This is a genomic window from Pseudomonas oryzihabitans, assembly GCF_032027545.1.
GTDB classification, from domain to species: Bacteria; Pseudomonadota; Gammaproteobacteria; order Pseudomonadales; family Pseudomonadaceae; genus Chryseomonas; species Chryseomonas oryzihabitans_F.
In genome coordinates, this window is the sequence record NZ_JAVSJB010000012.1 from 94,184 (window position 1) to 106,794 (window position 12,611).

A 12,611-nucleotide genomic window follows, 5' to 3' on the forward strand; every position below is an offset into this window, starting at 1 on the left:
CGGCCCTCAAGAGCTGGCGATTGCAGCCGATAGCCTTCCACCTGACTTATCTTTGGAGCGGATTTCCATGGCCAGCATTCTCGATACCGTCGATCAACGTACCCAGTTGGTTGGCGAGAACCGCCTGGAAATTCTCATGTTCCAGCTGTCCAGCCGGCAGATGTTCGCCATCAACGTGTTCAAGGTGCAGGAGGTACTCAAGCTGCCGCGCCTGACCCTGATGCCCAAGCGCCATCCAGTGGTCTGCGGGGTGGTCCATCTGCGCGGCCAGACCCTGCCGGTGATCGATCTAGCCGCCGCCATCGGCATGCGGCCCATCACCCCCGACGAGAACAGCACCATCATCGTCACCGAGTACAACCGCTCGGTGCAGGCCTTCCTGGTGGGCGGCGTCGACCGCATCATCAACCTGAATTGGGACAGCATCCAGCCGCCACCCGGTGGCGCCGGGCGCCAGCACTACCTCACCGCCATTACTCGAATCGAAGACAAGCTGGTGGAGGTCATCGATGTCGAGAAGGTGCTGGCCGAAATCGTCCCCTACAACGTCAAGGTCTCCCAGGAGCGCTTGGCCGATCCGCTGCTGGCCAAGGCCCGCGGGCGCGAGGTGCTGCTGGTGGACGACTCCAGCACCGCCATTGGCCAGCTGCGCGATACCCTGGTGCAGCTGGACCTGAAATTCCATGTCGCCACCGATGGCCTGCAGGCCCTGCGCAAGCTCAAGGCCTGGGCCGACGAAGGCGTGGTGCTGACCGACAAGCTCTTGATGGTACTGACCGATGCCGAGATGCCGGAAATGGACGGTTACCGGCTGACCACCGAGATCCGCCAGGACCCACGCCTCGCCGACCTCTACGTGGTGTTGCACACCTCCCTGTCGGGCAGCTTCAACGAAGCCATGGTGAAGAAGGTGGGTTGCAACGCCTTTCTGTCCAAGTTCCAGCCCGATCTGTTGGTCGAGGAAGTTCGTCGGCGCCTGGCGCTGTCCGAAGAGAGCTGATCCCCGCGGTTTCGCCTGCCCGGCACCTCCCTTACACTGGCGGCCCTCCTCAGCTGCCAGGAAGCCGCGCCCATGCCGCACCTCAGTGCCCTCTACCGTTATCCCGTCAAGTCGACGGCCGTGGAAACCTTGGCGCGTGCCGAGGTGGACGCCCTGGGCCTGGTCGGTGACCGGCGCTGGATGGTGGTGGATGCCGACACCGGTCGCTTCCTGACCTTGCGCCAACTGGCCCGGATGAATCGCATCGAAGCACGCTGGCTGGCCGCTGATCGCCTGCGCTTGAGCGCGCCCGACCGCGAGCCGCTGGAGGTCGCCGTACCCGATGCCCAGGCAGAGCGGCTGGGCGTGACCATCTGGCGCGACACCCTGCAGGCGCCAGTCGCCGCCGAAGCGGACGCCTGGCTGAGCGACTTCCTCGGTCGTCGCTGTCGCCTGGTGCACATCGCCGAGCCCTTTGCCCGCCAGATCAATACCGACTTCGCCGAGCCCGGCCAGCAGGTGCATTTCGCCGATGGCTTTCCGCTGCTGCTGACCAACGAGGCCTCCCTGGCCGACCTGGTGGCGCGGGTGGGTAAACCCTTGGAGATGCTGCGCTTTCGACCCAACCTGGTGGTGGAAGGCGCCGCTGCCTATGCCGAGGATGGCTGGAGGCGCCTGCGCATCGGTAGCGTGGATTTCGCCGTGGCCTGTCCCTGCTCGCGCTGCATCGTCGTCACCCAGGACCCGGTGACGGGCGAGAAGGATCCTGATCGGCAGCCGCTGACCGCCTTGCGCGAATACCGCTTCGAAGACAACCGCATGCTGTTCGGCATGAATGTCATCCCGCTGGGGCGGGGCGTCATCGAAGCCGGCATGCCGGTGGAGGTGCTGGAGTGACCCCTGTACAGCGTGTGGCGCTGGTCAGTCCGGCGGGTGCGGTCAAGGAAGAACTGGTCACGGCGGCGATGGAGCGGCTACGGGCCGCCGGCATCGAACCCGTGCTCGGCGGGCAGGCGCTCAGCCGGCATCGCTATCTGGCCGGGACCGCGCAGGAGCGGGCAGCGGATCTGCACTGGGCCTTCAGTCAGGCCGATGTGGACGCCGTCTGGTGCCTGCGCGGTGGTTATGGGGCCGCCCAACTGCTGCCCTGGCTGGACTGGTCGCGGCTGTCCAGCAGCAAGGGCCGCCCGTTGATCGGCTATTCGGACCTGACCGTGCTGCTGGAGGCCTTCCATCGCCGTGGCCTGACCGCCATTCATGGGCCCGGTGCCCTGGACTGGGGACGTACCGAAGAAGACCCGGCCGTCCAGGCGGCGCGGACCCGCTCGCTGGAATCGGTCCTGGAGCTGTGTGCCGGCGCACGTCCGGCCTGGGACCTGGAGCGTCTGGCCGGCCCCGCCCACGTCCCGGCGGGCGAGTTGATCGGCGGTAATCTGACCACCCTGGCCAGCATAGTGGGTACTTCCGCCGCCTTGCGTCCCCACGACGGGGCCATCCTCATGCTGGAAGACGTCGGCGAACCCTACTATCGCCTGGAACGTAGCCTGTGCCAGATCTTGGGCGGCCTGACCGAGCACCGTATCGGCGCGGTCTGCCTGGGCACCTTCACCGCTTGCCCACGGCGCAATGTCGAGCAGTCGTTGGAGGAGATCTTCGCCGAATGGCTGGAGCCGCGGGGTATCGCCCTCTATCGCGGCCTGCCCAGCGGCCATGGCCCGGCTAACGAGGCCTGGCCGTACGGTGCACGGGTGCGTCTGGACGCGGACCGCCTCCAGGTGCTCTGACGCAGCCCGCCCTGGTCGGCTCACTCCGACCAGGGCGACGCCAGTTCCAGCTTGCGCAGCATCTGCCGCTTCTTGCTGTTGTAGCCCTGCATCCGAACCAGTAGCTCATCCAGGGTGGCGACCGCCTTGTGGATGTGCGGACCCTTGTTCAGCATCACGCATTCGGCGCGCACCCCGGTGGCCGCGTCGGTGATCTCGGCGCGCGAGGGCGATCCCTTCTTGGCCAGATTCTCCAGTACCTGAGTCGCCCAGATCACCGGTACGTGAGCCGCTTCGCACAGGCAGAGGATATCTTCCTGCAACGCCGCCAGCCGCTCGAAGCCGCCCTCTACGGCAAGATCGCCGCGGGCGATCATCACGCCGAAACCACCGCGGCGCATACCCGCCAGCAACAGCGCGGGCAGATTATCGAAGCCGCGTCGCGTCTCGATTTTCAGTACCACGCCCAAACGATCCGCCTGTAGCCGTTCCAGCTCCGCGAGCAGCTCCTGAACGTCGTCCGCGGTGTTGACGAAGGACATCTCCACGCCATCGGCATGCGCGGCGGCGAAGGCGAGCGCCGCGAGATCCTGCTCGCCCAGCGCCGCGAGTCGCAGCGTGCTCTTGGGAAAGTTGATGCCCTTGTCACCCTTGAGCTTGGCCCCGCCCGGGGCATGGGTGATGCGTACCTGCAGCGCCTCCTGACTGGCCTGCTCCACCACTCCGCCGATCTTGCCATCGTCGAACCAGACGGGCTCGCCACCGCGCACGTCGGCGAACACCTGGGGCAGGGTGCAGCCCAGGGTCGCCGGGGTCAGCAGGCGGCCGCTGCTGTCGTGGCTGGCGGGGCGTCCCGGTGCCTGTTCGGCGGTCAGGATCAGCAGGTCGCCTTCAGCCAGCCGCAGGGCGCCCGGCTGAGGGGCGAACTCGCCGATGTGGCTGTATTTCTTGCGGCCGCCGTGCTTGACGCCCAAGCGCAGGCCGGGGGCCAGGTAGGTGGTCTTGTGGACCTCCGCCCAGCAACCCTTGGCGGTCACCTCGACGACCTCCAGCCGGCGCTCGGCCTGACGGGTATCCACCAGGCGAATCCGTTCGCCGGCCTGCAGTCCGCCCAGCCAGCGATCACCCACCTCGAGGCTGGCGGCGGCAGAGGAAGGCGCCGGTCGCGGGCTACGCCGGCCAGTCAGCCAAACCCGCGCTGCATGCCGTACGCGGCCCTGGTCGTCGCGCTCGGGTTTTACCTTGCATACCGCCGCGCCCGGGGCGACCGGGCCTGTCCGCAGCTTGGGGCCCGGTAGGTCCATGAACACCTGGCACGGCTGGTCCAGCTCCGCGCTGGCTCGGCGGGTGTGTTCGATCATCCGCGTCCAGGTGGCGGGGTCGTCATGGGCGCAGTTGATACGCACGCAATCCATCCTGGCCGCGAGCAGATCGCGAACCAGCGAATAGTGGTCTGCCGCCTCACTCGGCAAGGTGACCATGATGCGCACTGTGCGCTCGCGCGGTGCCGCGCCGAACAGGGCGCGGGCGTGGCGTGCCAGCGGGTTAGGGGCCCTGGCCACCGGCTTCGCCCCCGAGCTGGATCCCAGTAGCCGCTCCAGGGTGCCGATGAGGGTCGCCACCGTAGGCAGCACGGCAGCCTCGGAGCGACCCAGGGATGACAGCCCCTGGGCGGACAGCTGCAGCTGCAACGCGTGCAGGTCCTGCCCACGCAGGGCCAGATAGGCGAGCAGATTCTGGGCGCTGGCCTGATAGGCGGGATTGAGCGCCTGATGCTCCAGGCGAGGATCTGTAGCAGCCCGCTCCAGGGTGGTGTGCAGGCGGCGCAAATCATCGAGCAGGGTGGCGAGGTCTTGCTCGGATGGCCGGGAACGCGAGGTCGAGCGAGGCGGCACTGTGGGTCTCCAGGAAGACGCCAGGCGATACGCTCGCCTGGCATTGCTGTCTCGGACCTGCCGCCGCCGCAGAAGTGAAAAGCCAAGTGTTGCCAGACATTAGCGGCAGATGGCCACTCATCAGCAAAGATCACCGCGGGCGACCGTAGGGAGTCGGCGAGGATGCTGCTATGATGCGCGGCCTTGACGACCCCCGTTTTCAGGTACCCGCCATGGCGCAGATTTCCGAACGTCTCCTGGTCCAGGCCCATCTGGCCGCCAAGCAGCCCAAGGCGCTCGGGCCGGACGAGATCGCGGCCTACAAGACCGCCATCGCCCGCGAACTCAAGGCGCAGAACGCGGTGTTGCTGGCTCACTACTACACCGATCCGCTGATCCAGGCCCTGGCCGAGGAAACCGGCGGTTGCGTTGCCGACTCCCTGGAGATGGCCCGCTTCGGCAATCGCCATCCGGCGTCCACGGTGGTAGTGGCCGGGGTCAAGTTCATGGGCGAGACGGCCAAGATCCTCAACCCGGAAAAGCGGGTGCTGATGCCGACCCTGGAGGCTACCTGCTCCCTGGACCTGGGTTGCCCGGTAGAAGAGTTCTCCGCCTTCTGCGACCAACACCCCGAGCGCACCGTGGTGGTCTACGCCAACACCTCCGCTGCCGTGAAGGCCCGGGCCGACTGGGTGGTGACCTCCGGCTGCGCCCTGGACATCGTCGAGCACCTGATGGACAACGACGAGACCATCCTCTGGGCGCCCGATCGCCACCTGGGCCGTTATATCCAGCGTGAGACCGGCGCCGACATGCTGCTCTGGGAAGGCTCCTGCATCGTCCATGAGGAATTCAAGGCCAGCCAGCTGGAAGACCTCAAGCGCCTCTATCCCGAGGCGGCGATTCTGGTGCATCCGGAATCGCCCGAGGCGGTGATCGAGTTGGCCGACCATGTCGGCTCCACCAGCCAGATGATCAAGGCTGCCCAGACGCTGCCCAATCGTGAATTCATCGTCGCCACCGACCGCGGCATCTTCTACAAGATGCAGCAGGCCTGCCCGGACAAGGTCTTCATCGAGGCACCCACCGCCGGCAACGGCGCCGCCTGCCGCAGCTGCGCCCATTGCCCCTGGATGGCGATGAACACCCTCGAGCGCACCCTCAACTGCCTGCTCGACGGCTCCGGCGAGGTGCTGGTCGATCCGGCGCTCATTCCCAAGGCGGTCAAGCCGCTCAAGCGCATGCTCGACTTCACCCAGGCGCTGCAGCTAAAGATCAAGGGCAACGCCTAAGGGCGCTGCCCGCATGTCTTAGCGCAGGATATCTTCGCTCAGCTTGCGCTGGGCAATCATTTCCTGCTGGCGAGCGTCGATCCGCGCCGCGAGCTGGTAGTTGCTGGCCGCGCGCTGCTTGGCGAAGCCCAGCTGCTGGATGGCCTGGTTGTAGTCGCCGGTCAGGGCGAAGTATTCGGCGCGGGCCTGGTGCACTCCGATCAGATCACCGGCCTGGCCACGAATGTCGGCGGCCAGGTTCCAGATGTCCGGGTCGATCGGTCGCTGCTTGAGCAGCTTGTCCAACAACTGGCTGGCGTCCTTGGCCTTCTGGGTGCGATTGAGCATGTCCACCTGGGCCAGGGTGACGGCCAGATCGCCCGGATAGAGTTCTACCAGACGCTGGACCCGCTTCTGCGCCTCGGGCAGGCGATTGGCGGTGATGTCCAAGTCGACCTGGGCGAGGTTGTAGCTGACGTCGTCCGGCGCCTTGCGCAGCAGCGGCGCCAGGGTGTCGCGGGCTTCGTTGAGCTGGCCCTGGCGGGTCAGGCCCATGGCCAGGCCATAGCGCACGGCATCGTTGTCCGGATTGTCCTGCAACTGGGCGCGATAGCGCTTCACCAGCAGACCGGCGGTTTCCTCGAAGTACAGCTGGGCACGCACCTTCATCAGCTGGAAGCGCTTGCTATCCTCGACGCCGCCCTTGGGAAAACGCTCGGCACGCGCCTGGGTATCGGCGATCCGGCTGTCGGTGACCGGGTGAGTCAGCAGGAACTCCGGTGGGGTACGGTCATAGCGATACTGGCGGGCGAGCCGACCGAACATCTCCGGCATGGCGCGCGGATCGTAGCCGGCCCGTTCCAGGTTGACGATGCCAACGCGATCGGCCTCCTGCTCGTTCAGCCGCGAGAAGCGCAACTGACTCTGGATCGCCGCCGCCTGGGTCGAGGCGATGGCGGCGATGCCGGCATCACCGCCGCCCGCGGCAGCCGCCACGATGCCGGCGAGCAGCGCCGCCATCAGCGGCAACTGCATGCGTTGCTGGTTTTCCACCCCGCGAGCGAAGTGGCGCTGGATCAGGTGACCCAACTCGTGAGCCATGACCGCCGCGTACTCGGCTTCGGTCTCCGATTTGAGGAAAAGCCCACCATTCACCCCGATCACTCCACCGGGAGCGGCGAAGGCGTTGATCTCCGGGTCCTTGATCAGGATGAAGACCAGGCGGTGGTCCTGCAGGTCGCTGGTCTCGGCCAGCTTGTAGACGGTCTGCTCGACGAATTGCTTGAGCTGCGGATCGTTGATGGTCGGTACCTGGCCGCGCAACATGCTCAGCCAGGCGCGGCCCATCTGAAACTCCTGCTCGGGCGAGACGATCGAAGAACTGGCGTCGCCCAGCGAGGGTAGCTCGTTCGCGCCGTGCGCCAGGAATGGCGCGGTGAGCAGCGCCAGGGACAGCAGGGCGGGGCGCAGGACTTTCATGGCATGACTCATGGTCGCAAAAGGGCTACTTTAGCGGCCCGCCGTCCGAGTGCCTAGCAAGCGCGGGCGTTGTCGTACCCCGTACCGGAGAAACCCATGGCAGAGATGAGCCAACCCTACACCGGCGCCGTGACCGCCCAGCTGGACGCCAGCGGTCTGAGCTGCCCCATGCCGCTGCTCAAGGCCAAGCTGGAACTCAACCGGCTGGCGCCGGGGGAGGTGCTCGCGGTGATCGCTACCGATGCCGGCTCGCAACGGGATTTTCGTACCTTCGCCAAGCTGTCGGGCCATGCCCTGGTGGGCGAAGAAGTAGCGGGAGAAACCTTCCGCTACTGGCTGCGCAAAGCCTGATCAGGCCTCGTTCAGCGCCTTGGCGGCGGCCAGTACCTCGTCGACGTGGCCGGGCACCTTCACGTTGCGCCAGATCTTGCGAACCACGCCGTCACGATCCACCAGGAAGGTGCTGCGATCCACGCCGATGTACTCCTTGCCATAGAGCTTCTTCGGCTGCAGCACCGCGAAGAGGTTGCACAGCGTCTCATCCTTGTCACTGATCAGCTCGAAGGGGAAGCCCTGCTTGGCGCGAAAGTTCTCGTGGGTGCGCAGGCTGTCGCGGGAAACCCCCAGGATCTGGGTATTGGCGGCGGCAAATTGCTCGTGCAGGTCACGAAAGCCCTGGCCCTGGGTGGTGCAGCCCGGGGTGTTGTCCTTGGGATAGAAGTACAACACCACCTGGTGACCGCGCAGGCTGTCGGGCGAGACCTCGAGGCCGCTGGTGGCCTGGGCCTGGAAGGTGGGAAGCGGCTGGTCGAGGGTCACGCTCATGGACAGGTCCTCCGGTCGTTCAGTTGTTCTGTGGCCGCCAGGGCTCGATCAGGGCGTCGAGGTTCAGGGCATCGGCGAAGTCCAGGAACTGGTCGCGCAGCCAGCTGATCTGGGTACCGGCGGGCAGGGTCACGGTGATGGTGGCGTTGAGCATGGTGCCGCCGGTCTGGGGCGCCTGGTAGGAGTCGCACACCAGGTTCTCCACCTCGATCTTGTGGTCAGCGAAGAACTGGCAGAGCTCGTTGAGGATATCCGGGCGATAGGCCGCGCTGACATAAACGACGTACGGCAGCGCCTGCGGACGATTCTCCAGCGCGGCGCTACGGGTCACCCCGACGGTGAAGCCATGGCGCTTGCCGAGGCCGGCGAGGCCGCCCTCGAGGCGTGCCAGGCCGTCCCAGTTGCCGGACACCTGCAGGATCAGCGCGCTGTATTCTCCGTGCCGGCTCAGGCGGCTGCTGACCACGGCGCAGCGATTGTCCATGCAGCTGCGAAAGAGCACGTTGGTCAGCTCCATGGGATTGGCGCCCATGGCACTGATGACGAGAAATTGTTCGCGAATCGGGGGGGTAGCGGACATTGGGGTTCCTGGCAGGGGGGATAACACTGGCAAAGGCGAAAGGGTAGCGAAAAGCGCTCGCGGGGGGAATGCCCGTCGGGGTGCGTTGCTTGTGCTGGCGCGGAGGCGTCAGTACCATTACCGCTCTCTTTTTCCGGCAGGAGCGGTTGCATGATTGCGGGGAGTATGGTGGCGCTGGTCACCCCCATGGACGCCCAGGGGCGTATCGATTGGGATAGCCTGACCAAGCTGGTGGACTTCCATCTCGCCGAAGGCACCGATGCCATCGTCGCGGTGGGCACCTCGGGCGAGTCGGCGACGGTCGATGTCGACGAGCACGTCGCCGTGATCCGTCATGTGGTCGAACAGGTCAAGGGCCGCATCCCGGTCATCGCCGGCACCGGTGGCAATTCCACCCGTGAGGCCATCGACCTGACGCGTGCCGCCAAGGACGCCGGGGCCGATGCCTGCCTGCTGGTCGTGCCCTATTACAACAAGCCCACCCAGGAAGGGCTGTACCAGCACTTCCGCATGATCGCCGAAACCGTCGCCATCCCGCAGATCCTCTACAACGTGCCGGGCCGTACCGCCTGCGACATGCTGGCCGAGACCGTCGAGCGCCTGGCCAAGGTACCGAACATCATCGGCATCAAGGAAGCCACCGGCGACCTGGCCCGTGCCCGCGACATCCTCTCCCGGGTGAGCAAGGATTTCCTGGTCTACTCCGGCGACGACGCGACCGCGGCCGAGCTCATGCTGCTGGGCGGCAAGGGCAACATCTCGGTGACCGCCAACGTCGCGCCCCGGGCGATGAGCGACCTCTGCGCCGCCGCCATGCGCGGCGATGCCGACACCGCACGCGCGCTGAACGAGAAGCTCATGCCGCTGCACAAGAATCTGTTCATCGAATCGAATCCGATCCCGGTGAAGTGGGCCCTCCATGAAATGGGCATGATCGACGCCGGTATCCGTCTGCCCCTGACCTGGCTCAGCTCGCGCTGCCATGAAGTGGTACGTCAGGCCCTGCGTCAGGCGGGAGTGCTGGCGTGATTAGGAAGCAGGCGATGAAACGTATTCTTGGATTGACGACGTTGGGCCTGGCCGTGGCCAGCGCCAGTGGTTGCAGTTGGTTGTGGGGCGAACATGGCTACTTCCGTGATCGCGGCAACGACTACCTCGAATCCCGCGAGACCGGCCCGATGCAGGTGCCGACCGATTTGCAGGCCAAGCCGCTGGACCCGCTGCTGCCGGTTCCGGCCAACGTGGCCGACACCCAGAACCGCTCCTATGGCTTCGAGGTGCCGCGGCCCCAGGCACTGAGCGTCCAGGGCGGTGGCAGCGAGCAATTCAGCGTCCAGCGCAGCGGCAATGCCCGCTGGCTGGCCGCGCAGAAGGTCCCGGCCACGATCTGGCCAACGGCTCGCCAGTACTTCACCGACAACGGCTTCCGCATTGCCGAGGAGCGTCCGCAGACCGGCGAGCTGGTCACCGCCTGGCAGTCGCCCACCGAGCTGACCACGCCGCTGGCCCGTGCCCTGAGCACCAACGGTCGCCTGGAGCCCGGTAAGGAACTGCGGGCGCGACTGCGTATCGAGCCGGGCGTGCAGTCCGGCAGCAGCGAAATCTTCGTCCAGACCCAGACCCGCAGCCAGGGCAGCTCCAGCGATCCGTCCTGGTCCAGCAGCCAGAACAGCTCGGCGCTCGACGATGCCCTGTTGAACCAGGTGCTGGCTGGTCTGGATCGTAGCGCCGAGGGTGGCGGTTCGGTGTCCCTGCTGGCCGCGGGCGGCTACGATACCCCCGAGCGTGTCACCTATGAGGTCGATGGCAGCGGCGTGCCCATGCTGGTGCTGGAAAGCGACCTGAACCGTGCCTGGTCCAGCGTCGGCCGCGCCATCGAAGGCGCCGACATCCGCGTCGACGACATGGATCGCAGCCTGGGCGTGTACTACGTCAACCTCGCCGAGGGGGCGCAGAAGCCGGAAGAGCGCAAGCCGGGCTTCTTCGGTCGCCTGTTCGGCAAGGGCGAGACCAAGGAAGAGGAAGACGCCCGGGCGCGGCGCTTCCAGGTGCGCCTCACCTCGGTCGGCAACACCGTTCAGGTCACCCTGGACAAGACCATCAACACCGCAGCACCCCAGGATATCGCCGAAGGCGTGCTGAAGAAGCTTCAGACGAGCATGCAGTATGCGCTTCGCAATCCTGGGCAGCGGCAGTCGGGGCAACTCGACCCTGGTGCACAGCCATAACAGCTACGTCCTGATCGACTGCGGCTTCTCCCTGCGGGAAGCCGAGCGTCGCCTGGCCCGGCTGGGTGTGGTACCTGCCCAGCTGGATGCCGTCCTGGTCACCCACGAACACTCCGATCATGTCCAGGGCGTCGAGCTGCTGGCGCGCAAGCACGGGGTGCCGGTCTACTACAGCGCCGGCACCGGACGTGGCCTGCGCAAGCCGGTGGCGGCCGAGGGCCTGCTGGTGGATGGCGAGCGCCTGGTGCTGGATGCGCTGGAAGTGACCGTGGTGCAGGTCTCCCATGATGCCCTGGAGCCGACCCAGTTCGTCTTCGACGATGGCCGCAAGCGTCTGGGCGTGCTCACCGACCTCGGCGAAGCCACGCCGGGCGTGCTGCAGCACTATCGCGGGCTCGATGCCCTGGTGATCGAGGCCAACCATGACAGTGCCATGCTGGCCAATGGGCCCTATCCCTATCATCTCAAGGCGAGGGTTGGCGGGGTGCGCGGGCATCTCAACAACCGGCAGTCGGCCGACCTGGTGCTGGACCTGGCCTGTCCAGGGCTGCAGCATCTGGTGCTTGCCCACCTGAGCGAGAAGAACAACAACCCCTGGCTCGCCCGCGCCTGTTTCACCAATGTACTGGGTTGCGATGCGGACTGGCTGCAGATCGCCGACCAGCAGCAGGGGCTGGCGTGGCAGGCCATCGCCTGAGGCACCAGTCGAGTTTTCTTTGGCGGCCGCGCCTTGCCGCGCGGCCAAAAGATCCACGATCCTATGTAAACTGCGCTTCCCGGCTGTACTCGTCCCGAACCGCTCGTCTCACCTGGGTTCGTCCACAGCCTGCAAGCCATTCGAACCGGAGTCCAAGATGGAAAAACGCGCAGAACTCTACCGTGGCAAGGCCAAGTCGGTATTCACCACCGACGATCCCGACCGCCTGGTCCTGTTGTTCCGCAACGACACCTCTGCCTTCGATGGCGAGCGCATCGAGCAGCTCGAGCGCAAGGGCATGGTGAACAACAAGTTCAACGCCTTCGTCATGCAGAAGCTGGAAGCCGCCGGCATCGCGACCCAGTTCGAACAGCTGCTGGGCGACAACGAATGCCTGGTCAAGAAGCTGGACATGATCCCGGTGGAGTGCGTGGTCCGTAATTTCGCCGCCGGCAGCCTGGTGCGCCGCCTGGGCGTGGAGGAGGGCCTGGAACTCACCCCGCCGACCTTCGAGCTCTTCCTGAAGAACGACGCCTTGCACGACCCCATGGTCAACGAAAGCCACGTCCAGGCCTTCGGCTGGGCCACCCTCGACCAGCTGGCCGAGATGAAGGCGCTGACCTTCCGCATCAATGACATCCTCAAGCAACTGTTCGACGACGCCGGCCTGCTGCTGGTGGATTTCAAACTGGAATTCGGTCTGTTCCACGGCAAGGTCGTCCTGGGCGACGAATTCAGCCCGGACGGCAGCCGCCTGTGGGACAAGGCCACCCGCAAGAAGATGGACAAAGACCGCTTCCGCCAGGGCTTGGGCGGCGTGATCGAGGCCTACGAAGAGGTAGCCCAGCGCCTGGGCGTCCCCCTCTAAACGCAAGCCGCTGATACCAGAGCTTTTTTTGCAATTGCTTGTTCGCT

13 protein-coding genes are annotated in these 12,611 nt (G+C 65.9%); 9 read left to right on the forward strand and 4 right to left on the reverse strand.

Annotated elements, in window-relative coordinates:
• The first annotated feature begins 67 nt into the window (after positions 1-67).
• The 3 genes from RND78_RS19060 to RND78_RS19070 all read left to right on the forward strand — a co-directional run bounded on the left by RND78_RS19060 (position 68) and on the right by RND78_RS19070 (position 2,763).
• Positions 68-1,000 carry a chemotaxis protein CheV gene (locus tag RND78_RS19060; RefSeq protein WP_312731212.1) on the forward strand — a complete coding sequence of 311 codons (933 nt, stop codon included), beginning with the start codon at positions 68-70 and terminating at the stop codon, positions 998-1,000.
• A 72-nt stretch (positions 1,001-1,072) separates the two neighbouring features.
• A complete protein-coding gene (locus tag RND78_RS19065; RefSeq protein WP_312731214.1) occupies positions 1,073-1,876 on the forward strand; it encodes an MOSC domain-containing protein in 804 nt (267 codons plus the stop codon).
• Complete coding sequence (locus RND78_RS19070) at positions 1,873-2,763, forward strand: LD-carboxypeptidase (RefSeq protein ID WP_312731216.1); 891 nt, start codon at positions 1,873-1,875, stop codon at positions 2,761-2,763. The genes RND78_RS19065 and RND78_RS19070 overlap by 4 nt, the downstream gene beginning before the upstream one ends.
• Positions 2,764-2,783: 20 nt before the next feature.
• On the opposite strand, the gene RND78_RS19075 is transcribed toward RND78_RS19070, so the two are convergent.
• On the reverse strand, positions 2,784-4,637 hold the full coding sequence (locus tag RND78_RS19075; protein ID WP_312731219.1) for a pyruvate kinase: 1,854 nt from the start codon (positions 4,635-4,637) through the stop codon (positions 2,784-2,786).
• 212 nt (positions 4,638-4,849) lie between these two features.
• On the opposite strand from RND78_RS19075, the gene nadA reads away from it, so the two are divergent.
• On the forward strand, positions 4,850-5,908 hold the full coding sequence (gene nadA / locus RND78_RS19080; RefSeq protein WP_312731221.1) for a quinolinate synthase NadA: 1,059 nt from the start codon (positions 4,850-4,852) through the stop codon (positions 5,906-5,908).
• An 18-nt stretch (positions 5,909-5,926) separates the two neighbouring features.
• Here the strand turns inward: nadA and RND78_RS19085 are convergent, their stop codons facing one another.
• On the reverse strand, positions 5,927-7,366 hold the full coding sequence (locus RND78_RS19085; RefSeq protein ID WP_312731223.1) for a M48 family metalloprotease: 1,440 nt from the start codon (positions 7,364-7,366) through the stop codon (positions 5,927-5,929).
• Between the two features lie 96 nt (positions 7,367-7,462).
• Here RND78_RS19085 and RND78_RS19090 point away from each other — a divergent pair, with 96 nt between their 5' ends.
• Positions 7,463-7,717 carry a sulfurtransferase TusA family protein gene (locus tag RND78_RS19090; RefSeq protein ID WP_312731225.1) on the forward strand — a complete coding sequence of 85 codons (255 nt, stop codon included), beginning with the start codon at positions 7,463-7,465 and terminating at the stop codon, positions 7,715-7,717.
• Here RND78_RS19090 and RND78_RS19095 read toward each other — a convergent pair whose 3' ends face one another.
• Both RND78_RS19095 and RND78_RS19100 read right to left on the reverse strand, forming a co-directional pair.
• The gene (locus tag RND78_RS19095) at positions 7,718-8,191 is read right to left on the reverse strand and encodes a peroxiredoxin (RefSeq protein ID WP_312731226.1); all 474 of its coding nucleotides are present in this window, start codon (positions 8,189-8,191) and stop codon (positions 7,718-7,720) included.
• Positions 8,192-8,210: 19 nt separating this feature from the next.
• Positions 8,211-8,771, reverse strand: coding sequence for a glycine cleavage system protein R (locus tag RND78_RS19100; RefSeq protein WP_295516853.1), 561 nt, complete (start codon positions 8,769-8,771; stop codon positions 8,211-8,213).
• A gap of 150 nt (positions 8,772-8,921) precedes the next feature.
• Between RND78_RS19100 and dapA the strand changes: the two genes are divergently transcribed.
• The 4 genes from dapA (at position 8,922) to purC (ending at position 12,564) form a co-directional block, all read left to right on the forward strand.
• Complete coding sequence (dapA, locus tag RND78_RS19105) at positions 8,922-9,800, forward strand: 4-hydroxy-tetrahydrodipicolinate synthase (protein WP_059227626.1); 879 nt, start codon at positions 8,922-8,924, stop codon at positions 9,798-9,800.
• A gap of 14 nt (positions 9,801-9,814) precedes the next feature.
• On the forward strand, positions 9,815-10,999 hold the full coding sequence (bamC, locus tag RND78_RS19110) for an outer membrane protein assembly factor BamC (RefSeq protein ID WP_312731235.1): 1,185 nt from the start codon (positions 9,815-9,817) through the stop codon (positions 10,997-10,999).
• The gene (locus RND78_RS19115; RefSeq protein WP_312731236.1) at positions 10,938-11,696 is read left to right on the forward strand and encodes an MBL fold metallo-hydrolase; all 759 of its coding nucleotides are present in this window, start codon (positions 10,938-10,940) and stop codon (positions 11,694-11,696) included. Before bamC ends, RND78_RS19115 begins: the two co-directional genes overlap by 62 nt.
• Before the next feature lie 157 nt (positions 11,697-11,853).
• Positions 11,854-12,564 (forward strand): phosphoribosylaminoimidazolesuccinocarboxamide synthase, encoded by a 711-nt coding sequence (purC, locus tag RND78_RS19120; RefSeq protein WP_312731237.1) that lies wholly within the window; start codon positions 11,854-11,856, stop codon positions 12,562-12,564.
• Positions 12,565-12,611 lie beyond the last annotated feature (47 nt).

Coding starts and splice junctions, on each gene's coding strand:
- RND78_RS19090 (WP_312731225.1), top strand. CDS start 7,463: ATGGCAGAGATGAGCCAACCCTACACCGGCGCCGTGACCGCCCAGCTG.
- RND78_RS19100 (WP_295516853.1), bottom strand. CDS start 8,771: ATGTCCGCTACCCCCCCGATTCGCGAACAATTTCTCGTCATCAGTGCC.
- RND78_RS19060 (WP_312731212.1), top strand. CDS start 68: ATGGCCAGCATTCTCGATACCGTCGATCAACGTACCCAGTTGGTTGGC.
- purC (WP_312731237.1), top strand. CDS start 11,854: ATGGAAAAACGCGCAGAACTCTACCGTGGCAAGGCCAAGTCGGTATTC.
- RND78_RS19085 (WP_312731223.1), bottom strand. CDS start 7,366: ATGAAAGTCCTGCGCCCCGCCCTGCTGTCCCTGGCGCTGCTCACCGCG.
- RND78_RS19095 (WP_312731226.1), bottom strand. CDS start 8,191: ATGAGCGTGACCCTCGACCAGCCGCTTCCCACCTTCCAGGCCCAGGCC.
- RND78_RS19115 (WP_312731236.1), top strand. CDS start 10,938: ATGCGCTTCGCAATCCTGGGCAGCGGCAGTCGGGGCAACTCGACCCTG.
- bamC (WP_312731235.1), top strand. CDS start 9,815: ATGAAACGTATTCTTGGATTGACGACGTTGGGCCTGGCCGTGGCCAGC.
- dapA (WP_059227626.1), top strand. CDS start 8,922: ATGATTGCGGGGAGTATGGTGGCGCTGGTCACCCCCATGGACGCCCAG.
- RND78_RS19065 (WP_312731214.1), top strand. CDS start 1,073: ATGCCGCACCTCAGTGCCCTCTACCGTTATCCCGTCAAGTCGACGGCC.
- nadA (WP_312731221.1), top strand. CDS start 4,850: ATGGCGCAGATTTCCGAACGTCTCCTGGTCCAGGCCCATCTGGCCGCC.